23 protein-coding genes and 1 tRNA gene are annotated in these 26,477 nt (G+C 72.8%); 13 read left to right on the top strand and 11 right to left on the bottom strand.

The annotated features are described in order from the left end of the window. Positions 1-75: 75 nt before the first annotated feature. The 5 genes from ABTZ17_RS26555 to ABTZ17_RS26535 are packed head-to-tail and all read right to left on the bottom strand — an operon-like array spanning position 76 to position 4,486. Positions 76-1,059, bottom strand: coding sequence for a tyrosine-protein phosphatase (locus ABTZ17_RS26555; RefSeq protein ID WP_352198238.1), 984 nt, complete (start codon positions 1,057-1,059; stop codon positions 76-78). A gap of 25 nt (positions 1,060-1,084) precedes the next feature. Then, positions 1,085-2,161 carry an NAD(P)H-dependent flavin oxidoreductase gene (locus ABTZ17_RS26550; protein ID WP_352198237.1) on the bottom strand — a complete coding sequence of 359 codons (1,077 nt, stop codon included), beginning with the start codon at positions 2,159-2,161 and terminating at the stop codon, positions 1,085-1,087. Then, positions 2,161-2,877, bottom strand: a complete 717-nt coding sequence (locus tag ABTZ17_RS26545) for a CoA-transferase subunit beta (RefSeq protein WP_352198236.1) — start codon at positions 2,875-2,877, stop codon at positions 2,161-2,163. Before ABTZ17_RS26545 ends, ABTZ17_RS26550 begins: the two co-directional genes overlap by 1 nt. Then, positions 2,874-3,725, bottom strand: coding sequence for a CoA transferase subunit A (locus ABTZ17_RS26540; RefSeq protein WP_352198235.1), 852 nt, complete (start codon positions 3,723-3,725; stop codon positions 2,874-2,876). The genes ABTZ17_RS26545 and ABTZ17_RS26540 overlap by 4 nt, the downstream gene beginning before the upstream one ends. Further along, positions 3,722-4,486: an enoyl-CoA hydratase family protein gene (locus ABTZ17_RS26535; RefSeq protein WP_352198234.1), complete on the bottom strand. Its 765-nt coding sequence runs from the start codon at positions 4,484-4,486 to the stop codon at positions 3,722-3,724. The genes ABTZ17_RS26540 and ABTZ17_RS26535 overlap by 4 nt, the downstream gene beginning before the upstream one ends. 56 nt (positions 4,487-4,542) lie before the next feature. On the opposite strand from ABTZ17_RS26535, the gene ABTZ17_RS26530 reads away from it, so the two are divergent. From ABTZ17_RS26530 to ABTZ17_RS26490, 9 genes are all read left to right on the top strand, one after another. Continuing rightward, positions 4,543-5,409, top strand: coding sequence for an SDR family oxidoreductase (locus tag ABTZ17_RS26530; RefSeq protein WP_352198233.1), 867 nt, complete (start codon positions 4,543-4,545; stop codon positions 5,407-5,409). Further along, a complete protein-coding gene (locus ABTZ17_RS26525; protein ID WP_352198232.1) occupies positions 5,396-6,307 on the top strand; it encodes an SDR family oxidoreductase in 912 nt (303 codons plus the stop codon). Before ABTZ17_RS26530 ends, ABTZ17_RS26525 begins: the two co-directional genes overlap by 14 nt. Before the next feature lie 415 nt (positions 6,308-6,722). Beyond that, on the top strand, positions 6,723-7,478 hold the full coding sequence (locus ABTZ17_RS26520) for a serine protease (RefSeq protein ID WP_352198240.1): 756 nt from the start codon (positions 6,723-6,725) through the stop codon (positions 7,476-7,478). A 236-nt stretch (positions 7,479-7,714) separates the two neighbouring features. Further along, on the top strand, positions 7,715-8,368 hold the full coding sequence (locus ABTZ17_RS26515) for a response regulator (protein WP_352198231.1): 654 nt from the start codon (positions 7,715-7,717) through the stop codon (positions 8,366-8,368). Beyond that, the gene (locus ABTZ17_RS26510) at positions 8,365-9,510 is read left to right on the top strand and encodes a sensor histidine kinase (protein WP_352198230.1); all 1,146 of its coding nucleotides are present in this window, start codon (positions 8,365-8,367) and stop codon (positions 9,508-9,510) included. Before ABTZ17_RS26515 ends, ABTZ17_RS26510 begins: the two co-directional genes overlap by 4 nt. Positions 9,511-9,612: 102 nt before the next feature. Continuing rightward, positions 9,613-9,924, top strand: a complete 312-nt coding sequence (locus ABTZ17_RS26505; protein WP_352198229.1) for a chorismate mutase — start codon at positions 9,613-9,615, stop codon at positions 9,922-9,924. Positions 9,925-9,963: 39 nt separating this feature from the next. After that, positions 9,964-12,462, top strand: coding sequence for an aminopeptidase N (gene pepN, locus ABTZ17_RS26500; protein WP_352198228.1), 2,499 nt, complete (start codon positions 9,964-9,966; stop codon positions 12,460-12,462). A gap of 236 nt (positions 12,463-12,698) precedes the next feature. Further along, complete coding sequence (locus tag ABTZ17_RS26495; protein WP_352198227.1) at positions 12,699-14,138, top strand: pyridoxal phosphate-dependent decarboxylase family protein; 1,440 nt, start codon at positions 12,699-12,701, stop codon at positions 14,136-14,138. Then, positions 14,135-15,547 (top strand): lysine N(6)-hydroxylase/L-ornithine N(5)-oxygenase family protein, encoded by a 1,413-nt coding sequence (locus ABTZ17_RS26490; RefSeq protein WP_352198226.1) that lies wholly within the window; start codon positions 14,135-14,137, stop codon positions 15,545-15,547. Before ABTZ17_RS26495 ends, ABTZ17_RS26490 begins: the two co-directional genes overlap by 4 nt. A 47-nt stretch (positions 15,548-15,594) precedes the next feature. Here ABTZ17_RS26490 and ABTZ17_RS26485 read toward each other — a convergent pair whose 3' ends face one another. Beyond that, positions 15,595-17,388, bottom strand: a complete 1,794-nt coding sequence (locus ABTZ17_RS26485; protein ID WP_352198225.1) for a bifunctional metallophosphatase/5'-nucleotidase — start codon at positions 17,386-17,388, stop codon at positions 15,595-15,597. Positions 17,389-17,570: 182 nt separating this feature from the next. On the opposite strand from ABTZ17_RS26485, the gene ABTZ17_RS26480 reads away from it, so the two are divergent. From ABTZ17_RS26480 to ABTZ17_RS26470, 3 genes are all read left to right on the top strand, one after another. Further along, a complete protein-coding gene (locus tag ABTZ17_RS26480) occupies positions 17,571-18,272 on the top strand; it encodes an SIMPL domain-containing protein (RefSeq protein ID WP_352198224.1) in 702 nt (233 codons plus the stop codon). Between the two features lie 155 nt (positions 18,273-18,427). Continuing rightward, on the top strand, positions 18,428-19,855 hold the full coding sequence (gene pyk, locus ABTZ17_RS26475; protein ID WP_352198223.1) for a pyruvate kinase: 1,428 nt from the start codon (positions 18,428-18,430) through the stop codon (positions 19,853-19,855). Positions 19,856-20,119: 264 nt separating this feature from the next. Further along, positions 20,120-20,929: a glutamate ABC transporter substrate-binding protein gene (locus ABTZ17_RS26470; protein WP_352198222.1), complete on the top strand. Its 810-nt coding sequence runs from the start codon at positions 20,120-20,122 to the stop codon at positions 20,927-20,929. A 133-nt stretch (positions 20,930-21,062) separates the two neighbouring features. On the opposite strand, the gene ABTZ17_RS26465 is transcribed toward ABTZ17_RS26470, so the two are convergent. Continuing rightward, positions 21,063-21,137 (bottom strand) — tRNA-Leu (locus tag ABTZ17_RS26465). A 97-nt stretch (positions 21,138-21,234) separates the two neighbouring features. On the opposite strand from ABTZ17_RS26465, the gene ABTZ17_RS26460 reads away from it, so the two are divergent. Beyond that, positions 21,235-21,897, top strand: coding sequence for an ANTAR domain-containing response regulator (locus ABTZ17_RS26460; RefSeq protein ID WP_352198221.1), 663 nt, complete (start codon positions 21,235-21,237; stop codon positions 21,895-21,897). A 119-nt stretch (positions 21,898-22,016) separates the two neighbouring features. Here the strand turns inward: ABTZ17_RS26460 and ABTZ17_RS26455 are convergent, their stop codons facing one another. From ABTZ17_RS26455 to ABTZ17_RS26440, 4 genes are read right to left on the bottom strand one after another with little or no spacing between them, the layout of a single operon-like run. After that, positions 22,017-22,733: an ABC transporter ATP-binding protein gene (locus ABTZ17_RS26455; RefSeq protein ID WP_352198220.1), complete on the bottom strand. Its 717-nt coding sequence runs from the start codon at positions 22,731-22,733 to the stop codon at positions 22,017-22,019. Beyond that, positions 22,730-23,740: an ABC transporter ATP-binding protein gene (locus ABTZ17_RS26450; protein WP_352198239.1), complete on the bottom strand. Its 1,011-nt coding sequence runs from the start codon at positions 23,738-23,740 to the stop codon at positions 22,730-22,732. The genes ABTZ17_RS26455 and ABTZ17_RS26450 overlap by 4 nt, the downstream gene beginning before the upstream one ends. A gap of 5 nt (positions 23,741-23,745) precedes the next feature. Next, positions 23,746-25,458: a branched-chain amino acid ABC transporter permease gene (locus ABTZ17_RS26445; RefSeq protein WP_352198219.1), complete on the bottom strand. Its 1,713-nt coding sequence runs from the start codon at positions 25,456-25,458 to the stop codon at positions 23,746-23,748. Between the two features lie 5 nt (positions 25,459-25,463). Next, complete coding sequence (locus tag ABTZ17_RS26440) at positions 25,464-26,396, bottom strand: branched-chain amino acid ABC transporter permease (protein WP_352198218.1); 933 nt, start codon at positions 26,394-26,396, stop codon at positions 25,464-25,466. Between the last annotated feature and the right edge of the window lie 81 nt (positions 26,397-26,477).

Here is a 26,477-nt window from a genome sequence, read left to right as displayed (position 1 = left end):
GGAACGGCACGCGCCGTTCCCCCGGGCCCCGCGTGCGTCCGCCGGACGGGGGCACCCGCGCGGACCGGCCCCGGATCAGCGCACCAGGCGGTCCTGGAGCCGGGACAGCACCCCCAGGTCCAGGCCGAGCCCCTGGGTCAGGTAGCCGTAGAAGCTTCCGTAGTCGGCCTCCATCCGGGCCGTGGCCGCGGCCAGGTAGTCCTGCCGGACCTCCTGGAGCGGGATCAGCAGGTCCGGGTTCCGCATCCGCCCCGACTGCTTCAACCCCTCCCGCAGCCGCGCGTCGTACGCGGCCCGGAACGTGTTCGAGGCGAGGTAGTCCTGCTCCGCGGAGGACACCGGCACCCCCAGGGCCCGCAGCAGCACGTAACTCAGCCAGCCCGTGCGGTCCTTGCCCGAGGTGCAGTGGTACAGCAGCGGCCCCTGGCCGTCGGCGAGCTCCCGCAGGGTGGCCGCGAACTGCGCCCGGTTCGCGGGATCGGTGACGAAGGTGCGGTAGATGTCCCGCATGTACGCCTCGGCCCGGCCGCCGCCCAGGATGGCCTCCTGCCGCGCCGGGTCCCCGCTGGAGATCACCGTGATCAGGGTGCCGAACAGCCCGAGGTCGCTCACCGGCCGCGCCACCACCGCCGGACCGGCGGGCAGCCGGTCGGCGCCGTCGTACTGCACCTCCAGCGGGATCCTGAAGTCCACCGCCTTCCGCAGCCCCAGCCCGGCCACCACCGTCAGGTCGGCGTCCGTCAGCTTCGACAGGGCGTCCCCGCGGAACACCCGGCCCTGCCGGACGGTGCCCCCCGTGTAGGTGCGGTAGCCGCCCAGGTCGCGGACGTTCACGGCGCCCTGGAGGGGCACCTGCCGGATCGAGGCGGGGACGGCCGCCGAGGAGGGCGCCCGGTGCGCCGCCCCGACGCCGGCGGGGGCCGCCTGCGCGGCCGCCGCGGGCAGCGTCCCGCCCGCCAGCAGCACCGCGGCCGCCAGGGCCACCAGCCGGTTCCGGCTCCGGCGCCGGGCGGCACCGCTTCCCGCGGGACGCGTGGCACGGGTTCTTGCACGGCTCATTGCGACTCCCGTAACGGAGGAGGGATCACCCTGCGGAGGGCAGGGTGCCGGACGCGCGCAGTGCTTCCAGTGCGGTCAGGGTGCGCTCGGCCTCGGCCATGACCCGGCCGACCAGCTCCGCGCACGAGGGCAGGTCCTCGATCACCCCGGCCACCTGCCCGGAGGCCATCACCCCCAGGTCCGTACGGCCCTCGACCATGGCCGCCTTCAGCAGCATCGGGGTGTTCGCGGCCAACAGGACCTGGCCCCACGTCAGGTCCTTTCCGTGCCGCATCGCCAGGCCCTCGCGGACCATCTGCCGCGCGCCCAGACCGGATTCGCGCCGGAAGGCCAGGGCGTGCCGCAGGGCCCGCAGCAGGGATCCGATCCGCCCGGACCGCTCCAGGGCGTCCACCAGCTCCGAACGCAGCATCCGGTGCGGCAGCCCGTCCACGGCCGTGGTCACGGTGACGTCCTTCACCGTGGCGGCCAGGTAGCGGTCCTTCACCGGGTCCGGCACCGTCGAATCCGAGGTCAGCAGGAAGCGCGTGCCCATCGCCACCCCGGCCGCCCCGTACGACAGCGCCGCCACCAGCCCGCGTCCGTCGTGGAAACCGCCCGCGGCGATCACCGGGATCCGCACCGCGTCCACCACCTGCGGCAGCAGCACGCCGGTGGCCACCTCACCGGTGTGGCCGCCGCCCTCGCCGCCCTGCACGATCACCGCGTCGGCCCCCCAGGCCGCCACCTTCTCGGCGTGCCGCCGGGCCCCCACCGAGGGGATCACCACCACCCCGGCCTCCTTCAGCCGGGCGATCAGCTCCCGGGAGGGCGCCAGGGCGAAGGAGGCCACCCGCACCCCCTCGGCCACGATCAGCTCCACCCGCTCGCCCGCGTCCCCGGCGTCCGCCCGCAGGTTCACCCCGAACGGCGCGTCCGTACGGGACTTCACCTCGCGCACCGCCGACCGCAACCCGTCCAGGGTCATCGTCGCGGAGGCCAGGATCCCCAGGGCGCCCGCGTTCGCCGCCGCGGAGACCAGCCGGGGACCGGCCACCCAGCCCATCCCCGTCTGCACCAAGGGGTGTTCCACCCCCACCAGCCTCGTCAGCGCGGTCTCCATCAGGCCGCCCTGACTTCCCGGTCCCGCAGCCCGCCCGGATCCAGCACCTCCCGGATCAGCCGCAGCTCGGCCTCGTCCGGGTCCCGGGTGTACGGCACGTCCTCCGGGACCACCGGGTCGAAACCGGTGGCCGCGCGGACCTCCGCCACGGAGACCCCCGGGTGCAGGGAGGCCAGTCGCATGGACCGGTCCGGGGTCTCGAAGTCGAACACCCCCAGGTCGCTGACCACCCGGCGCAGCCCGTGGAACCGCGCCCCGGCCGCCCGGTCGTACCCGACCCCGCACACCAGGTCCACCCGGTCCACGAACACCCGCGGCGAGTGTCGGGGGACCCAGTAGCTCACCGGGTTGTTCAGCGTGTTCACCGGCGCCCCGCGCACCCCCAGCAGCTGCCGGGCGGGCCGCTCCCACTCCCCGATACAGGAGATGTTCTGGTTGCCGTACCGGTCGATCTGACTGGCGCCCATCATCACGTGCCGCCGCCCCCCGGTCACCATCGCCAGGTGCCGCCGGTAGGGCAACCAGCCCTCCACGGAGCCGTCCGGGGCGAGCAGCATGGCCTCCCCGTCGGTCAGCAGCAGTTCCGGGGAGAAGGTGAGCCGGGCCAGCCGCGCCCCGATCCCCGGCACCGTCCCCATCGGACTGGCCAGCACCTCCCCGTCCCCCCGCCACGCCTCCGCGCACGCGATCACGCAGTACTCGGCCCGACTGATCACCGCTGCTCCTCCTGCCAGGCCCGGACGGCCTCCTGATAGGCCCGCTCGTCGGGGCCCGAGAGGAACCGGGCGGCGAACTCGGGCCAGGGCGTGGTCGCGTACAGCTTCTGGAAGGGCTCGTCACGGCCGTAGTCCGGCACGCAGGAGGTGAAGTGCGCCCCGCCGGGCGTCTCGATCACCCCGGTGACGTTCGCCCGGTTGACCAACAGGCTCTGCGGGGCGGCCTCCTTGGTCAGCTCGGCGGTGTCCACCAGCCGCTCGCAGGAGACGTACGCCGCGTCGGCCGCCTCGCAGAACAGGTCGTCGAAGTACGGATCCGGGCCCAGGTACTGGCCGTTGCCCCGGCGGTCGGCCCGGTTCACGTGCACCAGGGCCGCGTCCAGCCGCAGCGCGGGCACCGCCGTGAACTCCTCGCCGTCCCCGTACGGCGAGACCACCGTGCGCAGCTCCGGGTTGATCCGCATCACGTCCGAGCCCTGCCCGGCCCGCACCGGCAGGAACGGCAGCCGGTTCGCGGCCGCGTGCAGCCCCCACATGAACATGGCCTCGTCGAGCTCCGTCAGGGCGAAGGCCCCGCTCTCGCGGGCCGCCCGGTAGCGGGGCTCCAGCGGGATCGAGTCCAGGGTGACGAAGGGGGCGACGAGGCGGCGGATCCGGCCCGCCGCGGCCAGCAGGCCCACGTCCGGGCCGCCGTACGCGACCACGGTGAGGTCGGTTACCTCCGACCGCAGCAGCGCCCTGACCAGCGCCATCGGCTTGCGCCGCGAGCCCCAGCCGCCGATGCCCACGGTCATGCCGCTGCACAGCCGGCCGACGGCCTCCTCGCAGCTCATCGTCTTGTCGGTCACGAGCGCTCCTTCCGGTCCGGGGCGGGGCCGCCGAAGGTGTCGCGGACCCGGTCGGCGACCCCGCTGAGGTTCGCCTCGAAGGTGAAGCCCTGCTCGAAGCGGTAGCTGCGGCGCACGTCCACCGGGTCGATGCCGTTGATGGCGGCCTTGGCGAGCCGCAGCAGGTAGGGGTCCTTACGGGCGATCTCGGCGGCGAGCTCCAGGGCGGCGGCCCGCAGCGCGGCGCCGGGCACCACCCGCCAGACCGAGCCGTGCGCGTGGAGTTCGGCGGCGGTCACGGTGCGGGAGGTGTAGTAGAGGGTCCGCATCAGGTGCTGGGGGACCAGCCGGGAGAGGTGGGTGGCGGCGCCGAGGGCGCCGCGGTCCAGCTCCGGCAGTCCGAAGACGGCGTCCTCGGCGGCCACGATCGCGTCGGCGTTGCCGACCAGTCCGATGCCGCCGCCGAGGCAGAAGCCGCCGACGGCGGCGACCACCGGCACCTCGCAGTCGTAGACGGCGGCGAAGGCCGCGGCGCAGCCGCCGTTGGCGCCGATCAGCGCGGTGTGGCCGGGGTCGCGCTGCATCTCCTTGATGTCCACCCCGGCGTTGAAGCCGCGGCCCTCGGCGGCGAGGACCACGCAGCCGGTGCCGGGGTCGCGGCCGGCGGCCGTCAGGGCCTCGGCCAGCTCGTACCAGCCGCTCACGGGCAGGGCGTTGACCGGGGGGAAGTCCACGGTGACCAGGGCGACGCCCTTTTCGGGGGCGGAGGTGGAGACACCCATCAGCGCATCAGCTACCTTTCCACCAAACGTTTGTTAGGTGAGGAAGGTAGCAGCAGATGGAGCTGGACGGGAGGGTGGCCGTCGTCACCGGCGGCACCCGGGGCGTGGGTGCGGGCATCGCCCGCGCGTTCCTCGAAGCGGGGGCCGAGGTGGTGGTCTGCGCCCGCCGGCCGCCCCCGGAACCGGTGTGCGCCGCCGGTCGACGGGCCCGGCACGTGGCCCTGGACCTGCGGGACGCCGAGGCGGTGGAGCGGGTCTTCGGGGAGCTGGCGGCCCGGTACGGGTCCCTGGACTGCCTGGTCAACAACGCGGGCGGGACCCCGTACCGGCCGCTGTCCGAGGGCTCGGCGCGGCGGCACGCCCGGGTGGTGGAGCTGAACCTCCTGGCCCCGCTCACCGCTTCGCTGGCGGCCCTGCCGCACCTGCGTCGGGCCCGTGGCTCGGTGCTGATGGTGGGCAGCGTCAGCGGCACCCGGCCCTCGCCGGGCACGGCGGCCTACGGGGCGGCCAAGGCGGGGCTGGAGAACCTGGCGCGCTCGATGGCGGTGGAGTGGGCCCCCGAGGTGCGGGTCAACACCCTGGTGCTGGGGATGGTGCGGACCGAGCTGGCGCACCTGCACTACGGGGACGCCGACGGGCTGGCGGCGGTGGCCGCGACCGTCCCGCTGGGGCGGCTGGCCGAGCCCGAGGAGGTGGGCCGGGCGGCGGTGTTCCTGGCCTCGGGGCGGGCCGGCTACGTGAGCGGGGCCAGTCTGCTCGTGCACGGCGGCGGGGAGCGGCCCGCGTTCCTGGACGCCGCCACGGTCAACAAGGAGTCCGGGGGCGGGTCCGAGGGCCGGCTCCCGGGCGCGGTATCCGCGGAGGGGCCCGGCGGGGAGTCCGTCGGGAGGGCAGACGAGGAGGGCCGGGATGGGCATCTGTGACGGGCGCGTGGTCATCGTGACGGGGGCGGGTCGGGGCCTGGGCCGGGCCCACGCCCTGGCCTTCGCCGCCGAGGGGGCCCGGGTGGTGGTCAACGACCTGGGCACGGGCCCGGACGGGACCCCCGCCGGGACCGGCTCCCCGGCCGCCGAGGTGGTGGCGGAGATCGGGGCGCGGGGCGGCACGGCGGTGGCCCACGGCGGGGACGTGGCCTCCGCGGCGGGCGCGGCGGGGCTGGTGGACTGCGCGCTGGACACCTTCGGCCGGTTGGACACCCTGGTCAACAACGCCGGCTTCCTGCGGGACCGGATGCTGGTGAACCTGGAGGAGGAGGACTGGGAGGCGGTGGTGCGGGTCCACCTCACCGGGCACTTCCTGCCCTTGCGGCGGGCCGCGGCCTGGTGGCGCGCGGAGGCCAAGGCGGGGCGGACCCCGACGGCCCGGGTGGTGAACACCTCCTCGGGCGCCGGTCTGCTGGGGTCGGTGGGGCAGGGCAACTACAGCGCGGCCAAGGCGGCCGTGCTGGGGCTCACCCTGGTCTCGGCGGCCGAACTGGCTCGCTACGGGGTGCAGGTCAACGCGATCGCCCCGGCCGCCCGGACCCGGATGACCGAGCGGACCTTCGCGGAGGCGATGGCGGCCCCGGCGGCGGGGGAGTTCGACGCGATGGCCCCGGAGAACGTCTCCCCGTTGGTGGTGTGGCTGGGCTCGGCGGACTCGGCGGGGGTCACCGGGCGGGTCTTCGAGGCGGAGGGCGGCCGGATCACCGTGATGGACGGCTGGCGGCCCGGTCCGACGGCCGACAAGGGGGCCCGCTGGACCCCGGCCGAGGCGGGCGGCGCGGCGCTGGGGCTGCTGGCGAAGGCGGACACCCCGCTGCCGGTGTACGGGGCGGAGTGACCCATCGGCCCGCGAAGGGGATCGGACACGCGACCGGGCCCGGCCCCCTGGCGGGGGGGTCGGGCCCGTTGGCGTATCTCGTGCGACAGTCGGGTTCTACCCACGGGGGTTCGGGGTTCAACCGCGGTTCACCCGTCGGGATCGCGCCAAGGGGGTGGGGGGAGGGGGTCCGGAGGGCCGCTCCGGCCGGACGTCACGCCCCTTGACTGCGGACCCTGCGGAGGATCCTGCGGGGGGAGAGCTTTCTCACCGCAAGAATTTTGGCCAAAAACACAGTCTTGTTCGCCTGCCGGGATCGGGTGTGACATGGGCACGTCATTCCGGACGGCTACCCGGCCGTCCCGCCACGCACAGCCAACCCCCCACGAAAGGCAGTGTGTTGACCGTGTCTGCACAGCGGAAGACCTTCGGCACGATGCTCCGCCGCGCCGTCGCCGCCGGCGCCGTGGCCCTCGCGGCCTTCAGCCTCCAGCCCGTCAGTGCCAGCGCCGCCCCGGCCCCCGTGGTCGGCGGCACCCGCGCGGCCCAGGGCGAGTTCCCCTTCATGGTCCGCCTCTCCATGGGCTGCGGCGGCGCCCTCTACACCCAGCAGATCGTGCTGACCGCCGCCCACTGCGTCGGAGCCTCCGGCCCCAACACCTCCATCACCGCCACCGCCGGCGTCGTGGACCTCCAGAGCGGCTCCGCCATCAAGGTCAAGTCCACCAGGATCCTCCGCGCCCCCGGCTACAACGGCAGCGGCAAGGACTGGGCCCTCATCAAGCTCGCCCAGCCCATCAATCTGCCCACCCTGAAGATCGCCGAGACCACCCAGTACAACACCGGCACCTTCACCGTCGCGGGCTGGGGCGCGGCCCGCGAAGGCGGAGCCCAGCAGCGGTACCTGCTCAAGGCCACCGTGCCGTTCGTCTCCGACGCCGACTGCCGGGCCTCCTACGGCAGCTCGCTGATCGCCGCCGAGGAGATCTGCGCCGGCTACCCGCAGGGCGGGGTCGACACCTGCCAGGGTGACTCCGGCGGCCCCATGTTCCGCCGCGACAACGCCAACGCCTGGATCCAGGTCGGCATCGTCAGCTGGGGCCAGGGCTGTGCCCGTCCGAACTACCCCGGCGTCTACACCGAGGTGTCCACCTTCGCCGCGGCCATCAAGTCGGCGGCCGCCGGTCTCTGACCCGCCCCGCGGGGCACCCGGGGCCTCCTCCTTCCGGCCGAGCGAGAACCGGCCGGACGGGGGAGGCCCCTCCCGCGTCCCCGCACTAGCGTGGCCCGGGGCGCCCCGCGGCCCCGGCGCCCCGCCGGACCCGCCCGGCGCCCCTCCCGACGGGCCCTCATTGCGGTTGCGGGCCCCTCCGGCCCCGGGTCCCATGGGAAGGACCCATCGGCGCACGGCAAGGGGCAGGGCAGCGCATGACGATCACCGTGGTCATCGCGGACGACCAGGACATGGTCAGAACCGGGTTCCGGATGATCCTGGAGAGCCAGCCCGACATCGAGGTGCTGGCCGACGTCACCGACGGGCAGGCCGCCCTCGAAGCCGTCGAGACCCACCACCCCGACGTGCTCCTCCTCGACATCCGGATGCCCCGCCTCGACGGTCTGGAGGTCACCCGGCGCCTCGCCCACCTGACCCGCCCCCGGATCGTCGTCGTCACCACCTTCGACCTCGACGAGTACGTGCACGCCGCCCTCCACGGCGGGGCCTCCGGCTTCCTCCTCAAGGACGCCAGCCCCGCGATGCTGGTCGAGGCCGTCCGGGCCGCCGCCGTCGGCGACTCCCTGGTCTCGCCCGCGATCACCGTCCGGCTGCTCCGCGAGATGGCCCCCCGCGCCTCCGCCGGGGCGGCCCGCCGCCCCGCCGAACCCCTCACCGAACGCGAGACCGAGGTGGTCCGCTGCCTGGCCCGCGGCCGCACCAACGCCGAGATCGCCGCCGAGCTGTACGTCTCCCTCTCCACCGTCAAGACGCACCTGGCCAACGTCCAGGCCAAGCTCGACGCCCGCAACCGCGTCGAGATCGCCGCCTGGGCCTGGGAGAGCGGGCTCGTCACGAGCGCTCCGTGAGCCCGCTGACCGCCTGGACCCGCGGCCACCGCCGCACCGTCCGCCTGCTGCGGGTCCTGCTGCTGCTCGTGCTCCTCGCCCTCGTCGTCTCCGAGGGGCTCGTCCTGGCCCGCAGCCCCAGCTTCCCCCACGCCGTCGTCTGGACCTCCGGGGTCCTGGTCTGCCTGGCCGCCGCCCCCTGGCCCCGGCTCTCCCTCACCTTCCGCGCCTCCTTCGCGGCCGCGGTCACCTGGACCGCCACCGGCCTGCTGATCTTCGGCGCGCACCCCCTGGAGGTCTGGGGCGCCGGCGAGGCCCTGGCCCTGCTCGTCCTCCTCACCCAGGTCCTGCTGCGCGCCCCCGCCCGCACCGCCCTGGTCCTCGGCCCGCTGCTCGGCCTCGGCTGCATGGCCGTCCCCGTGCGCGACGCCGACCCCGGCCGCTTCACCCTGCTGTTCTCCGTGCTCGCCGTGGTCGTCGGCGCCTACTCGCTGCTGCTGCGCCTGCAGTCCGCGCAGCGGCTCCGCGAGGTCAGGGCCGTGCGCACCGCCGAACGCCTCGAACTGGCCCGGGAGCTCCACGACCTCGTCGCGCACCACGTCACCGGCATCGTGGTCGAGGCCCGCGCCGCCCGGTTCACCGGGGTCACCGCCGAACGGGCCGCCGAGACCCTGGCCCGCATCGAGGCCGCCGGGGACCAGGCCCTCGGCTCCATGCGCCGGCTGGTCCGGGTCCTCCGCGAGGACGAGGCCGGCGGGGCCACCAGCCCGGTGGCCGGACTCGCCGAGATCCGCGAGCTCGCCGACCGCTTCTCCGCCGGCGGCCCGCCCGTGGTCCTCCACCTGGAGGCCGGGCTCGACGACCGGGTCCCCGGGCACGTCGCGGCCACCGCCCACCGCATCGTCCTCGAAGCCCTCACCAACATCACCAAGCACGCCGCCGGGGCCACCGCCGTCCGCATCGGGATCCGCACCGTCCCCGCCGGCCTGGAGGTCCGCGTCGCCGACGACGGCGGTCGCCCCGCGAAACTCTCCGAGCAGGCCCGCGGCGGCGGCTTCGGTCTGGTCGGCATGACCGAGCGCGCCGAGGCCATGGGCGGCTCCCTCACCGCCGGCCCCGCCCCCGAGGGCGGCTGGCTGGTCACCGCCCTGCTCCCGCTCTGAGCGGACCGTCCTCCCGGGGCCGTCCCCGCCGGGGCCCGGCCGCGTCTCACTGGCCGGTTCGGCGCCTCCCGCCCACCGCCCCGCCACGTAAGCTCGGGCACCATGAACACCAGCGACATCGACGAGAACGTCCGCGCCGAACTGTCCCGGCTGCGGGACAGCATCGACAACATCGACGCGGCCGTGGTCCACATGCTCGCCGAGCGCTTCAAGTGCACCCAGCAGGTCGGCCACCTCAAGGCCCGCCACCACCTGCCGCCCGCGGACCCCGGCCGCGAGGCCCGGCAGATCCAGCGGCTCCGCGAGCTCGCCGAGAGCGCCAAACTCGACCCGGCCTTCGCCGAGAAGCTCCTCAACTTCATCATCGCCGAGGTCATCCGGCACCACGAGACCATCGCCGCCGCCGAGGACTGAGCCCCACCCCCTACGAGGACCGGGCCCCCATCGGGCAGCATGGGGGCCATGTCCGCACTGACGCGCAACGAAGCGCAGCTCCGAGCACAGCTCCTCGACGTCCACGACTACGCGGTCGCCCTGGACCTCAGCACCGGTGAGGAGACCTTCGGCTCCACCACCGTCATCCGGTTCACCGCCCGTGCCGCGGGCGACACCTTCGTGGAGCTGGAGCCGCACGAGTTGCGCGCCGCCGTCCTGGACGGCCGGCCCCTGGACGCGGCCGAGCTGAAGGACGGCAGGCTGCCCCTGCGCGGCCTCGCCGAGGGCCCCCACGAACTGCGCGTCGACGCCCTCATGCCCTACTCCACCACCGGTGAGGGCATGCACCGCTTCACCGACCCCACCGACGGCGAGACCTACCTCTACACCCAGCTCTTCCTCGACAACGTCCGGCGGGTCTTCGCCGCCTTCGACCAGCCCGACCTGAAGGCCGTCTTCACCCTCACCGTGACCGCCCCCGAGGAGTGGACCGTCCTCGCCAACGGCGTCACCGAGCGCACCGCCACCCGCGACGGCGCCTCGGTCTGGCAGGCCGCCACCACCCCCCTGATCTCCACCTACCTGGTCGCCGTGGCCGCCGGCCCCTGGCACAGCGTCCGCACCGAGCACGCCGGCCTGCCCTTCGGGATCCACTGCCGGCGCTCCCTGGCCCCGTACCTGGACGCCGACGCCGAGGAGATCCTCGGCATCACCACCGCCTGCTTCGACCGCTTCCACGAGCGGTTCGCCGAGCCCTACCCCTTCGACTCCTACGACCAGGCGTTCGTCCCCGAGTTCAACGCCGGCGCCATGGAGAACCCGGGCCTGGTCACCTTCCGCGACGACTACGTCTTCCGCTCCGCCGTCACCGACACCGAACGGCAGTCCCGGGGCGTCACCATCGCCCACGAGATGGCCCACATGTGGTTCGGGGACCTGGTCACCCTCCGCTGGTGGGACGACATCTGGCTGAACGAGTCCTTCGCCGAGTACATGGGCTACCGGATCCTCTCCGAGGCCACCGACCGCACCGGCACCTGGACCGAGTTCGCCGTCACCCGCAAGGCCTGGGGCTACGACGCCGACCAGCGGCCCTCCACCCACCCCGTGGCCCCCGAGGACGTCCCCGACACCGCCGCGGCCCTCCTCAACTTCGACGGCATCTCCTACGCCAAGGGCGCCTCCGCCCTCCGCCAGCTCGTCACCTGGCTCGGCGACGAGGACTTCCTCGCGGGCATCAACACCCACTTCGCCCGCCACCGCTTCGGCAACGCCTCCCTCGCCGACTTCACCGACTCCCTCGCCGCGCACACCACCCGCGACGTGCACGCCTGGGCCGACGCCTGGCTCCGCACCTCCGGCACCGACACCCTCACCCCGCGCGTCGAGGAGGACCCGGCCGGCTGGACCCTCACCGTCGACCGCGAGGGCAGCCGCCCGCACCGCATCGGCGTGGGCCTGTACGACCGCACCGGCAGCGAGGCCCACCCCTTCGAACTCCGCGAGCGCGTCGAACTCGACGTCCCCGGTGACGAGGTCCTCGCCGTCGCCGGACCCCGCCCCGCCCTGCTCCTCCTCAACGACGGCGACCTCGGCTACGCGAAGATCCGCTTCGACGGGGACTCCCTGGAGACCGCGCTGCGCGAACTGTCCGCGCTGCCCGATCCGCTGGCCCGCGCCGTGATCTGGAACGCCCTCCGCGACCTGGTCCGCGACGGGGACCTGGACCCCGCCGCCTACCTGGAGGCAGCCCACGCGCACCTCCCCGAGGAGACCGACCTCGCCGTGGTGCAGGGCGTCCTGGCCTTCGCCCGGCACCAGATCGCCGACCGGTACGTCGAGGCCGCCGACCGCGGGGCCGCGCTCGCCCTGATCACCTCCGCGGCCAAGGCGCTGATCCGGCGCACCGAGGACGGCTCCGACCCCGGCCTGCGGCTCGCCGCCGTCCGCACCTTCATCTCCGCCGCCGCCCAGCCCGACGTGATCGCCGCCTGGCTGGCCGAGGACACCGTCACCGGCGGCCCCGAGCTCGACCCCGAACTCCGCTGGCAGATCCTGGCCCGGCTGGCCGTCCTGGGCGCCGTCGGCGAGGAGGAGATCGCCGCCGAACTGGACCGGGACCCCAGCGCCACCGGCCACGAGGGCGCCGCCCGATGCCGGGCCGCCCTGCCCGACCCGGCCGCGAAGGAGGCGGCCTGGGAGCGGATGTTCGACTCGGACCTCTCCAACTACCTCTTCAACGCCACCGCGAGCGGTTTCTGGCAGCCCGAGCAGGAGGAGCTGGTACGGCCCTGGGTCGAGCGGTACTACCCCGCGGCGGTCGCCCTCGCCGAACGCCGCGGCCCCGCCCTCGCGGAGGCGGCCGGCCGGTACGCCTTCCCCGCCCACGCGGTGGACGCCGGCTCCCTGGAACTGGGCCGCGCCTTCCTCAAGGACACGGAGATGCCGCCGTCCCTGCACCGCAAGCTCATCGACCAACTCGACGACGTGGCGCGGGCGCTGAACGTACGCGGCTGACCCCGCGGGTCGGACGAGCGGGCCGTGCCCGCCCCACACCCGGCGACGGGCCGCGCAGCGGCTCGCCGTGCGGGCGGGGGCGGGCCCGGCCGGGCCGGAAACGGCCGGATCTCGTCGGGGCGCGGCCGGAAATGGGCATCGGACACCCCCTCGGGTTACCCCGGACGGGTTCCCTCGTTGGGCTGACCAGGGCACCGCCCCGCACCGCCCGCCACCGCCCGCCCCGAGGACACCGCATGACCGCGCCCGAGCCCGCGCCCCCCACCCCCCTCGCCGGGGGCACCGCCGGACCCGCCGCCCTGCGCCCCCTCCTCGACACCGTGCTCGACGCCCTCGCCGCCGGAGCGGTCGCCCGGGGCGGCCCCCTTCCGGCCGGCGGCCCGGAGGCCGTCACCGCCCGCGTCCGCGCGACCCTCGGAGACCCCCTGCCCGCCCGGGGCACCGGCGCCGGGGAAGCCCTCACCACCCTGGTCACCCTCCTCGCGGAGGGGGCCGCCGACCCGGCGGACCCGGCCTGCCTGGCCCATCTGCACTGCCCGCCGCTGGCCGTCGCCGCGGCCGCGGACCTGGCCGCCTCCTGCCTCAACCCCTCCCTGGACTCCTGGGACCAGGCCCCCGCCGCCTCCGCCCTCGAAGCGCTCGTCACCCGCGCCCTCGCCGCCGAGCTGTACGGCACCTCCAGCACCGGCGCACCCACCACCGGCACGCCCGGGACCGGCACCCCCACCGCCGACGCCCTGATCACCACCGGCGGCACCGAATCCAACCAACTGGCCCTGCTGCTCGCCCGCGAACGCCACCCCCGCCGCCCCGTCCGGCTGGTCCACGGCGCGGCCGCCCACCACTCCCTGCCCCGGGCCGCCTGGCTCCTCGGCCTCCCCGAACCGCTGTGCCTGCCCACCCCCGCCGGGCTGCTCGACCCCGCCGTCCTGGACCGGGCCCTCGCCGGGGTGACCGGCCCGGTCCTCGTCGCGGCCACCGCCGGCACCACCGACGCCGGACTGATCGATCCGCTCCCCGAGATCGCCGCCGTCTGCGCCCGCCACGGGGCCGAACTCCACGTGGACGCCGCCTACGGCGGCCTCCTCGCCCTCAGCCCCCGCCACCGGCACCTCCTCGACGGCCTGGACCGCTCCCACTCGGTCACCGTCGACCTCCACAAGCTGGGCTGGCAGCCCGCCGCCGCCGGACTCCTCGCCGTCCCCGACGGCCGCCTCCTCGCCCCGCTGGGCCAGCGGGCCGACTACCTGAACGCCGCCGACGACACCGAAGCCGGCCTCCCCGACCTCCTGGGCCGCTCCCTGCGCACCACCCGCCGCCCCGACGTCCTCAAGACCGCCGTCACCCTGCGCGCCCTCGGCCGCGCGGGGCTCGCCGCGCTCGTCGACCGCACCTGCGCCACCGCGCAGCGGCTCGCGACCCTCCTCGACGCCCACCCCCGTTTCGAGGTGCACGCCCCACCCGTCCTGAGCACCGTCCTGTTCCGTCCCGTGGGGATGCCCGACCCGGAGGTCGCCGCCCTGCGCCGCGGCCTGCTCCTGGACGGCCGCGCCGTCCTGGGCCGGGCCACCGCGGACGGCCGGCTCTGGCTCAAGGCCACCCTCCTCAACCCGCGTACCGGTCCGGGAGACCTCGACCGGCTCGTGACCCTCCTGGAAGGCAGCACCCACCGATGACCGACCTCCTCGACACCCCGTACGACCTGCTGGGGATCGGTATCGGCCCCGCCAACCTGTCCCTGGCCGCCCTCGCCCACGGACTGCCCCGCACCCCCGGCGCGGAGGCCCCGACCACCGCCTTCTTCGAGCAGCGGCCCGAGTTCCGCTGGCACCCCGGACTCCTCATCGAGGGCAGCACCCTCCAAGTGCCCTTCCTCGCCGACCTGGTCACCCTCGTCGACCCCGCCAGCCCCTGGTCCTTCCTCAACTGGTTGCGGCACCGGGAGCGGCTCTTCCCCTTCTACTTCTCCGAGCGCTTCCACATCCAGCGCGCCGAGTACGACGCGTACTGCCGCTGGGTGGCCGGGGAGCTCCCCGGGCTGCACTTCGGCCACCAGGTGGACGCCGTCCGCTGGAACCCCGAACGCGGCCTGTTCGAAGTGGACTTCACCCAGATCGGCGCCGACGGCGAGGCGGAGGCCCTGGGCCGCGCCCACACCCGGGACCTGGTCCTCGGCATCGGCACCGCCCCCTACATGCCCGACCCGCTGAGACCCCTCGCCGAGGCCCCCGCCGTGCCCGTGGTGCACTCCTCCGAGTACCTGGACCACCGGGACCGGATCCTCGCCGCCGACCACGTCACCGTCATCGGCTCCGGCCAGTCCGGGGCCGAGGTCTTCCTCGACCTGCTCCGCTCCCGGCCCGCCGGCCGCGAACGCCTCGCCTGGCTGGGCCGCACCCCCTCCTTCGCCCCCATGGAGTACTCCAAGCTGGGCCTGGAGCAGTTCACCCCGGACTACACCCGCTACTTCCACGCCCTCGCCGAGCCCGTCCGCGACCGGCTGGTCCCCTCCCAGTGGCAGCTCCACAAGGGCATCGACGCGGGCACCATCGCCGCCATCCACGAGGAGCTGTACCGGCGCACCCTCGACGGGGGCTGGCCCGACGCCACCCTCACCCCCGGGGTCAGCGTCCGCACCGCCGGCCGCATCGCCACCACACAGCTCGAACTCCACCTGGAACACGAGCAGCAGGGCGCCCGATCCCGGCTCACCACCGGGGCCGTGGTCCTCGCCACCGGCTACCGCGAACGCCCCGCCTCCCGGCTCCTCGCCGGACTCGACCCGTACGTCCGCAAGGACTCCTCGGGCCGGCCCCGCATCGACGCGCGCTACCGGATGCTCCTGGACCCCACCGTCACCGGCCGCGTCTACGTCCAGAACGGCGAGCGGCACAGCCACGGGGTGGGCGCCCCCGACCTCGGGCTGCTGGCGTGGCGCAGCGCCACCATCCTCAACGACCTCGACGGCGCCGAGCCCTACCCGCTGCCCCGCCGCACCGCCTTCACCAGCTTCGGGCTGGCCGAGCGGGAGCACCACCGGCCGCTGCCGACCGGTGAGCTGCTCCCGCTCGTGGAACACCCCTGACGGAAGCTCCCGAGAAAACCCCGGAGGAGCCCCCGGGGGCGCGTCCGTCAGAAGACGGGCACGCCCGCCCGGGTCAGGCGCCAGTCCACCGACGCGAAGGCCGCCGGGTCGACCGTGCCCGCCGCCTTCACCCAGTTGATGATGGTGTTCCGGATCTCGTCGGAGTTCGCCCACAGCTGCCGGGCCCGCGCCACGTGCGGGAAGGCGCCGCCGCCCGAGGCCCGGTAGTTGTTGACGGCCAGGACGAACCGCGCGGCCGGGTCCACCGGGGCACCCCGGAAGGACAGCCCCGTGATCCGGGACCCCGTCGGCAGGGAGACGTCGATGTCGTAGGTCAGCCCGTACACGGCGTCGTAGTTGTAGTCCGGGGTGCCCTCGGCGTTGGTGAGGAGCGCGGGGTCCACGGGCGCGTCCGGCGGCGTCCGCACGTAGTACTTCGCGGAGTACTCCAGGTAGTCCTTCAGCTGGGCGCCCGTCAGCAGGCGGGCCTCCAGGGTGTTCTCGAAGGGGTAGAGCCCGGCGGCGTCCCGGATGGTGACCCGGCCGGCCGGGATCGCGGCCGTGCGGGAGAAGCAGGACGCCTGCGAGAGCACCGGCAGGGCGGCCCACTCGGTGCCCGCCAGGGCCGTCTTCACGGTCTCCGCCTGCACGTGGTTGATCAGGTCGATGATCGGCACGTCCTTGACCGGGCCCTCGGCCGAGGCCATCGCCGCCGTCGAGGTGCCGATCACCTGGTTGACGTACGCGACCACCTTGCGGTGCTCGTCCGACAACAGCCGGGTTATCTTCGGGTCCTCGGGCACGGTGTTGGAGTCCAGGACCTTCGCGGTCACCCCGTCCACCGTCCAGCGGCCCCGCGCGAAGGACAGCTCGAAGTCGAACAGGGTGAGCCGCTGGCCCCACTTGAGGGGCTCGGAGAGGACGACCTCCTTGCCGGTGGCCTTGTTCGCGACCCGGTACTCCGGGATCTCGGTGTGGGCGTGGCCGACCAGGATCGCGTCGATCCCCGGCACCTGCTCGGCCACCAGACCCGCGGCGTTCTCGACGTACGGCAGCTGGTCCCCGTAGGAGGAGGTGCCGCTGGAGCCCGAGTGCGCCGACACGATCACCACGTCCGCGCCCATGGCCCGCAGTCGCGGCACGTACTTCGCGGCCTGCTCCTCCAGACCCGGGAAGGTCATCTTCCCCTGGACGTTCTGCTTGTCCCAGATCGCGATGCCCGGATTGGTCAGGCCCAGCACGGCCACCTTCACGTCCGGGCCGTGCGGGGTCCGCAGCCGGTGCACGCTGTACGGCGGGAAGGCCGGGCGGAGCGTCTTCGCGTCCAGGGCGTTGGCCCCCAGCAGCGGGAAGTCGCACTGCTCCTCGAACTTCCGCAGCAGCGGGATGCCGTAGTTGAACTCGTGGTTGCCCAGGGCCGCGGCGTCGTAGCCGATGGCGTTCATGGCCTGGGCCATCGGGTGCACCGGGCCGCGGCGGGCCGTGATCGGGTCCACCTTGGCGTAGTAGTAGGACAGCTGGGTGCCCTGGATGGTGTCGCCCGCGTCGATCAGCAGGGTGTTGCGGCGGCCCTTCTCCGCGCGGACCCGGTCCACCAGCGTCGATATCTTCGCCAGGCCGACGTCGTTGTGGGCCTTGTCGTCGAACTCCCGGTCCGTGAAGTAGTCCCAGTTGAAGACGTTCCCGTGCAGGTCGGTCGTGCCCATGACCGTGAAGGAGTAGGTGCGGGGACGGTGGTGCCCGCCGTGGGCGGCCGCGGGGGCCGCCCCGGTCCCGGCCAGGGCCGCGGCCGCCGTGGTGGCGGCCGACGTGCCCAGGAACGTCCTGCGGTCGAACGGCATGTCTTCTCCCTCGTGAGGTGGTACGGCGCGCCGCCCCGGGGTGCCGGGGCGCGCGGACGGCGCCATGACGCGCGTAGATCATGACCCGGGGGCCCCGTCCGGCGACACCCCCGCCGGGTTTCGATCCGGTGACCGCCCCGCGCACCCCCGCACGGGCCGCCGGCGGTGCGACAGTGGAACGCATGACCCAGGACAGCGTTCCCCAGCCCTACGGCACCCCCCAGGTCCCCCGCGTCGCCGTCCGCGGCGAGGCGCGGCTCGAAGTGGACCCCGAGATCGCCCGCATCGGCATCACCGTCAGCGCCCGCGGCACCGACCGCCGGACCGCCCTGGAGGACCTCACACGCCGCAACGCCGCGGTGCTCGAACTGGTCAAGGGATACGGGGAGGCGGTGGAGAAGCTGGAGACCGGCACCTTCTCCGTCACCCCCGAACTCACCCGCCACGGACGCTCGGAGCGGATCCGCGCCTACCACGGACGGGTGTACCTGACCGCGGAGCTCGCGGACTTCACCGCTCTGGGTGAACTCACCACCCGCCTCGCCGACCTGGAACTCACCAGCGTGGACGGACCCTGGTGGGCGCTGCGCCCGGACTCCCCGGCGCACGGGGAGGCCCGCCGGCAGGCGGTGCTCGAAGCGGTGCAGCGGGCCCGGGAGTACGCGGCCGCGCTGGGTTCCGAGCTGTCCGCGCTGGTGGAGCTGGCCGACCTCGGGGCCGAGGACGCGGGCCCGTTGCCCTCCGGGCCGGGCGGCGGGAGCTTCCGGGCGATGGCCTTCGCGGCCGAGGCGGAGCAGCCGCCGGCCCTGGACCTCGAACCCCAGCGGCAGTCCGTGTACGCCTCCGTCAACGCCCGGTTCACGATGACGCCGCCCCGCCTCTGAGCTGCCGGAATCGCCCCCTCCGGGGCCCGCGGGGGTGCTCATCGGAGCACCCCCGCCTACCATTCGAGAGTTGTCAACAGGCTTTCACCAAAAGGTTGTTGAGCAGTCACATCGAGGCTGTGCACTACTGGTGGGTAGGGGCATACGCTCGCCCCATGCGCCGAGCGAAAATCGTCTGTACCCTGGGCCCCGCCACCGACTCGTACGACCAGATCAAGGCCCTGGTCGAAGCCGGAATGGACATCGCCCGCTTCAACCTCAGCCACGGCACCTACGCCGAGCACGAGGACCGTTACCACCGGGTGCGGAAGGCCGCCGACGAGACGGGCCGCAGCGTCGGCGTCCTCGCGGACCTTCAAGGCCCGAAGATCCGACTCGGTCGTTTCCGCGAGGGACCCGTACTCCTTGAACGCGGCGACGAGTTCACGATCACCGTCGAGGCCGCCGAGGGCGACCGCCACCTGTGCGGGACCACCTACTCCGGACTGGCCGCCGACGTCACCACCGGCGAGCGGATCCTCGTGGACGACGGCCGGGTGACCCTGGAGGTCGTCGGCGTGGACGGGCCCCTGGTCCGCACCCGCGTGGTCGAGGGCGGCATGGTCTCCGACCACAAGGGCCTCAACCTTCCCGGCGTGGCCGTCTCCGTGCCCGCCCTCTCCGAGAAGGACGTCGAGGACCTGCGCTGGGCGCTGCGCACCGGAGCCGACGTCATCGCCCTGTCCTTCGTCCGCAGCGGTCGGGACATCGAGGACGTCCACCGCGTCATGGACGAGGAGGGCCGCCGGCTCCCGGTGATCGCGAAGATCGAGAAGCCGCAGGCCGTGGAGAACATCGACGACATCGTCGCCGCCTTCGACGGCATCATGGTGGCCCGCGGCGACCTCGGCGTGGAGATGCCGCTGGAGCAGGTGCCGATCGTGCAGAAGCGGGCCGTGAAGCTCGCCAAGCGCAACGCCAAGCCCGTGATCGTCGCCACCCAGATGCTGGACTCGATGATCGACAACTCCCGGCCCACCCGCGCCGAGGCCAGCGACGTGGCCAACGCCGTGATCGACGGCACGGACGCCGTGATGCTCTCCGGCGAGACCAGCGTGGGCAAGTACCCGGTGGAGACCGTCCGTACCATGTCGCGGATCGTCGAGGCGGCGGAGGAGGACATCCTCGCCAAGGGGCTGCCCCCGCTGACCGAGCGGAACAAGCCCCGCACCCAGGGCGGCGCGGTGGCCCGGGCCGCCGCCGAGATGGGCGACTTCCTCGGGGCCCGCTTCCTGGTGGCCTTCACGCAGAGCGGGGACACCGTGCGGCGGCTCTCGCGCTACCGCTCGCCCATCCCGCTGCTGGCCTTCACCCCGGACCCGGCCACCCGCTCGCAGCTCAACCTCACCTGGGGCGTGGAGACCTTCCTCGGCCCGCACGTGGAGTCCACCGACGCGATGGTGGCCCAGGTGGACGAGGAGCTGCTGCGGATCGGCCGCTGCGCCCCCGGGGACGTGGTCGTGATCACCGCGGGTTCGCCGCCCGGGGTGGCCGGTTCCACCAACCTGGTGCGGGTGCACCGCATCGGGGATCCGGTCGGCTGATCCCTTTCGCTTTCCCGAGGTCCGATTTCGGACCCCGCTCGCGAGCCCTTCGTGTGGCTTGTTTGCGAATGCCCTTTTCGCCCGGCCGGAATTCATCTTCCGGCCGGGAATGGTCTATACCGGAACTCTTCCGGCTGACCGGATCGTTATCCTCAAGTTCTGCTCAATTCTGCTGACTCGCCCCTTGCGCCGTCTTTACCTTCCTTGGAACCGGGGGAGGACCTCTCACTTCCTTCGGGCCTGAACCAAAGGAAGTCCACCTCCATGAAGGTCTCCCGAGCCGGTCTCGGCGCTGCCGTCCTCGTCCTCTCCCTCACCGCCACCGCGTGCGGGGATTCCGAGGAGGACAAGAAGATCACCGTCGGCATCAAGTTCGACCAGCCCGGTCTGGGGTTCAAGGAGGAGAACGGCACCTTCTCCGGCTTCGACGTGGACGTGGCCCGGTACGTGGCCGGCGAGCTGGGCTACGAGCCGAAGCAGGTCGAGTTCAAGCAGGTCTCCAGCAACGACCGCGAACTGCTCCTCCAGTACGGGGAGGTGGACTACGTGGTGGCCAGCTACTCCATCACGGAGAAGCGCAAGGCGAAGGTCGACTTCGCCGGCCCGTACTTCACCGCCCACCAGGACCTGCTGGTCCGCTCGGGGGAGAAGGACATCAAGAAGGGCGCCGACCTGAACGGCAAGCGCCTGTGCTCGGTCACCGGCTCCACCTCGGCGCAGAACGTCAAGGAGAAGGTGGCCCCGAAGGCCGACCTCATGGAGCTCGGCAGCTACTCCGAGTGCGCCGTGGCCCTCAAGGACACCTTCCTCGACGCCATGACCACCGACGACGCGATCCTCGCCGGCTTCGCGGCCCAGAAGAAGTACCAGGGGCAGTTCCGGCTGGTCGGCCTCGACCTGAGCACCGAGAACTACGGCATCGGGGTCAAGAAGGGCGAGGACGAGCTCCGCGGGAAGATCGACGCGGCGCTGAAGAAGATGGTCCAGGACGGTGCCTGGGCGAAGGCCGTCGGCACCCACTTCGGCTCCGCCGGCTACCGCCACGACCCGGCTCCCGCGCTCGCCGGCAACTGATCGGCCGCCAGGGCTCCGCATCGGGGGTGTCCGTCCGCACCGGGACGGGCACCCCCGACGTGCTGTTCGGGTGGGTTCATCCGGAAAGGTGAACGGGAAGCGCCCAGGCGTGACCTTGGAATGTAAGGAAAGGTGCCCCAGGTGGGATTCGAACCCACACTGTCCGCTGTTTGAGAGCGGCCTCTCTGACCAGTTGGAGTACTGGGGCCTGTGAAACGAAGGTGCAAGTAAACCCTGCGTGGGACCACCTTACAGGAGCTGGGTAGGCTCGGGGGAGCAGTACCGCCCGTGAAGAGGAGCCCCCCGTGACCGCCGCCGAGCCCGAGTCCTCGCCCACGCCCGTCGACGCCGACCAGTCGCACGTCCCCCCGCTGACGACCCGCGTGGTCATCGCCGAGGACGAGGCGCTGATCCGCCTCGACCTCAAAGAGATGCTGGAGGAGGAGGGCTACTCCGTGGTCGGCGAGGCCGGTGACGGACAGAAGGCCGTGGAACTGGCCCGCGAGCACCGGCCCGACCTCGTCATCCTGGACGTGAAGATGCCCGTCCTGGACGGCATCTCCGCCGCCGAACAGATCGCGGGCGAGTCCATCGCCCCGGTCCTGATGCTCACCGCCTTCTCCCAGCGCGACCTGGTCGAGCGGGCCCGCGACGCCGGAGCCATGGCCTACCTGGTCAAGCCCTTCAGCAAGAGCGACGTGGTCCCCGCCATCGAGATGGCCGTGTCCCGCTTCGCCGAGCTGAAGGCCCTGGAGAAGGAGGTCGCCGACCTCTCCCAGCGCCTGGAGACCCGCAAGCTCGTCGACCGGGCCAAGAGCATCCTCCAGACCCAGTACGGCCTCTCCGAGCCCGCCGCCTTCCGCTGGATCCAGAAGACCTCCATGGACCGCCGCATGTCCATGCAGCAGGTCGCCGAGGCCGTCATCGAGGACGCCGAGGAGAAGAAGGCCGCCGCCAAGGGCCAGTGAGTCCCCGCCGGTTCCGCGCGACCGGCCGCCGGTACGACGGCACGAGGAAGGGCCCGCCCCCGGATCACCGGGGGCGGGCCCTTCCGTCTTCGTGCGCGTGCGGGGGAACCGCGGGCGGCTCAGTCCTCGCCGAGGTAGGCCTTGCGGACCTCCTCGTCGTGCAGCAGGTCCTGACCGGTGCCCGAGAGCACGATCTTGCCGATCTCCATCACGTGCGCCTGGTCGGCCAGCGACAGCGCGGCCTGCGCGTTCTGCTCCACGAGCAGGATGGTGGTGCCGGTCTCCCGGAGCTCCTTGATGGTCGCCATGATCTTCTGCATCATCAGCGGCGACAGACCCATGGACGGCTCGTCCAGCATCAGCAGCTGGGGCTGGGACATCAGCGCCCGACCCATGGCCAGCATCTGCTGCTCACCGCCCGAGAGGGTGCCGGCGGCCTGCTTGCGGCGCTCGCCCAGGATCGGGAAGAGCTCGTAGGCGCGCTGGATGTCCTTCTCGATGCCCTCCTTGTCGCTGCGGAGGAACGCACCGAGCTGGAGGTTCTCCACGATCGACAGGCGGGGGAAGATGTGGCGGCCCTCCGGTGAGTGCGCCAGACCCAGCGAGACGATCTTGTGGGCGGGGACCCCCGACAGCGGCTTGCCGTCGAAGAGCACGCGGCCGCTCTTGGGCTTGATGAGCCCGGACAGGGTCCGCAGGGTGGTGGTCTTGCCGGCACCGTTGGTGCCGATCAGGGTGACCACCTGGCCCCGCTCCACCGTGAAGGAGATGCCCTTGACGGCCTCGATCTTGCCGTAGGCGACCTTGAGGTCCTCGACCTCCAGCAGTGCGGTCACTTGGCCTCTCCTTCCGTGCCGGTGGTGCCGTCCGCGGCCGGTTCCGCGGGGGTCTCCCCGGCCGCGGGGGCCTCGGGAGCTTCCGGAGCCTCCGGGGCGTCCCCGTCGGCCTCGGCGGGGGCCTCCGCCGCCGGAGCGGCGGCCGGGGCCTTGGTGCCGGCGGCTTCCGCGGCGTGCGCCTCGGCGGCGGCGACCTCGGCGGCCTCCTCCTCGCCCGGAGCACCCTCGAACGGGGTGCCCAGGTAGGCGGCGACGACCCGCTCGTCGCCCTGGACCTCGGCGGCCGAGCCCTCGATCAGCTTCTCGCCCTGGACCAGGCAGGCCACCCGGTCGCAGAGGTTGAAGATGAAGCGCATGTCGTGCTCGATGACGAGGACGGCGATGCCCATGTCCCGGATGGCGAAGATGAGTTCCTCGGCCTGCCGGGTCTCCTGCGGGTTCATGCCCGCGGTCGGCTCGTCGAGGAGCAGCAGGCCCGGGTCGCTCGCGAGGGCGCGGGCGATCTCCAGCTTGCGCTGCTCACCGTAGGGGAGGTTCTTCGCGAGGTGGTCGGCCTTGTGCTGGAGCCCGATGAACTCCAGCAGCTCCATGGCGCGCGCCTCGGAGGCCGCCTCCGCCTTCTTGAAGCCGGGGCCGCGCAGCAGGGCGGACCAGAGGCCCTCCTTGGTGCGGGTGTGGCGCCCGACGAGCACGTTCTCCAGCACCGTCATGTTGGAGAAAAGACGGATGTTCTGGAAGGTCCGCGCGATGCCGGCCTGGGTGACCAGGTGCGGCTTCGGCGGCAGCACGGTGCCCTTGTAGCTGACGGTGCCCTCGGTGGGCACGTACAGGCCGGTGAGGCAGTTGAAGAAGGTGGTCTTGCCGGCGCCGTTCGGGCCGATCAGGCCCACGATCTCGCCCGCGTTCACCTGGAGGTCCACCGAGCGCACGGCGGTCAGGCCGCCGAAGCGCATGGTCACGCCGCTGGCGTCGAGGACGGTCTCGGCGGTGGTGGTGCTGTTGGTCATGATGGTCACGCCCCCGCCTTGGCGGTGGCCAGGTCCCCGGGGGCCTGGTCAGCGGTGTCTTCGTGGAACTCGAGCTGCGCCCGCTTGTTGGCGATGAGGCCCTCGGGGCGGAAGCGCATGAGCAGGATGAGGGCGATACCGAAGCCGAGCAGCTGGTAGTCCTGGAGGAACTGCAGCTTGGCCGGGATCAGGAAGAGCAGTGCGGCACCCAGGATCGGGCCGCGGATGGTGCCCATGCCGCCGAGGATGACCGCGGCGAGCAGGAAGGCCGAGTTCGGCGGCACGGGGCCGGCGAAGACGTAGTTCTCGGGGACCACGGTGGTGTTGACGTGGGCCTGGACGGTGCCGGCCACGCCCGCGAGGGTGGCGCCGAGGGCGAAGGCGATCAGCTTGACGCGGAAGCCGTTGATGCCCATGGCGGTGGCGGCGGTCTCGTCCTCGCGGATGGCGACCCAGGCGCGGCCGATGCGGCTGTTCTGGGCGCGGGCGAAGATCAGGATGACCACGGCCATCACGAGCAGCATCAGCAGGTAGTAGTTGGCGTACGCGCCGAGCTCGATCCCGCCGATGGTGTGGGCCTCGCCGAAGTTGAACCCGAAGATCTCCAGGTGCGGGATGTTCGGGATGCCGTTCGGGCCGTTGGTGATCTCCGGTCCGGAGACGCCGTCCAGGTTGCCCATGGCGATGCGGAAGATCTCACCGAAGCCGAGGGTCACGATGGCGAGGTAGTCGCCGCGCAGCCGCAGGGTCGGGGCGCCGATGACCACGCCGAAGACCAGGGAGGCCACGGCGCCGACGATGACCGCCGCCCAGAAGGGCAGGTGCACGTCGAAGGCGGAGGCGGTGGAGCCGGAGACCAGGGCGGCGGCGTAGGCGCCGACACCGAGGAAGGCCACGTAGCCGAGGTCGAGGAGGCCGGCGAGGCCGACGACCACGTTGAGGCCGAGGGCCACGGTGGCGAAGATCAGGATGTTCACCGCGATGAGGGTGTACGTGTCACCGCTCTGCTGGATGAACGGGAAGGCGATCGCGGCCGCCATGCTCGCGATGATCGTCACCTGGCGGTTCTTCGCGGTGATCGCGGAGAGCCGGTCGATGAGGCCGGCCTTCATCAGCGCGAAGGAGACGAAGCCGACGAGGATCAGGTACGCGATGAAGAGCTGCGGTTCCTTGTCGTCGGTGTCGATGCCGAAGGTGACGACGGACAGGCCGAGCGCGAAGACGCCGGTGATGATCAGGATCTCGGCCCAGGAAGGGAGTTCCTTGGCCGGGGCGGCCTTGCGGCTGTCGTCCGGCAGCTTGTACGCGGCGGCCGCGGGGACGGCCGAGCCGAGCACGGCCACGTAGGCGCCGGGGTCGAGGTGGACCAGGCCGCCCAGCTCCACCGCGATGGAGAGGACCGTGAACAGGGTGGTGGCGAAGGTGCCGAGGGCCAGCAGCCAGACGGCCTTGCGGGCGCCGGTCGGGGCCAGCCAGCCGAAGCCCTTCACGCCGAGCGAGGCCAGCGCGTAGGCGGCGGTGAGGACCGCGCCCAGCAGGGTCAGCATCTGGAGGTCGGCGGGGCTGCCGTAGATCGTCAGGTTGCCCGGGAAGTCCGGGGTGTACGTCCACGCGAGGAAGGCGCTGACGACGGTGACGAGGCTGCCGCCGATGATCGCGTACAGCAGGCCGGTCTTGGAGACGGCCGAGGGGGTCTTGACGGTGCTTTCGGTGGTCATGGTTCTCACGCCCGATCCGCGACGCGCTCGCCGAGCAGACCCTGGGGCCGCACGAGGAGGACGACGATGAGGAGAACGAACGCCCAGACGTTGGACCAGGCTCCACCGCCGAGCTGCTGCATGCCGGGGATGTCCTCGATGTAGGCGATCGAGAGGGCCTCGGCGAGACCGAGGACGACGCCGCCGACCATGGCTCCGTAGATGTTGCCGATGCCGCCGAGGACGGCCGCGGTGAAGGCCTTCAGACCGAGGATGAAGCCCATCTCGAAGTTGATCTGGCCCTTGTCGAGGCCGTAGGCGACCGCGGCGACGGCGGCGAACGCGGCACCGATGGCGAAGGCCATGACGATGATGCGGTCGGTGTTGATGCCCATCAGCTTCGCGGTGTCCGGGTCCTGGGCCGTGGCCTGCATGGCGCGGCCGCTGCGGCTCTTCGAGACGAAGACGCCGAGGGCGAGCATGCAGAGGGGGGCCAGGGCGAGGATGAAGGCGTCCGCGCGCTGGATGGCGAGGTGATCGGTCAGCTGGTAGGCGTCACCCTTGAACTCGGGGAAGCTGACGGCCTTCTTGGCGTCCGGGTAGAACTGCCAGACCAGCTGCTGCAGGGCGATCGAGAGGCCGATGGCGGTGATGAGCGGGGCGAGACGGGGGGCGCTGCGCAGGGGACGGTATGCGAAGCGTTCCGCGGCGGTGGCGACGGCCACCGAGGCTATCGCGCCGCCGATGATCATGAGGGGGATCGCCACCAGGAGCGAGGTTCCGCTCGGCAGAACGGTGTAGGTGGTGAGGGCGCCAAAGCCGCCGATCATGAAGATCTCGCCGTGCGCGAAGTTGATGAGCTGGACGATGCCGTAGACCATGGTGTACCCGATGGCGATGAGGCCATAGAGAGCACCGAGGGCCAGGCCGTCGACCAGCTGTTGCGGCAGTTCGTTCACCGCAGGGCCTCCGATGAGCGTGTCGGATAAGACTCCGCGCGTGGGGGGGGGTTTTGGCCACCCGCGGCGGGTTTTTATATA

Source organism: Streptomyces sp. NPDC097619 (genome assembly GCF_040302735.1).
Taxonomy (GTDB): domain Bacteria; phylum Actinomycetota; class Actinomycetes; order Streptomycetales; family Streptomycetaceae; genus Streptomyces.
Note: the sequence above shows the minus strand (reverse complement) of the source record. Positions and strands in the feature narration are given on the sequence as shown.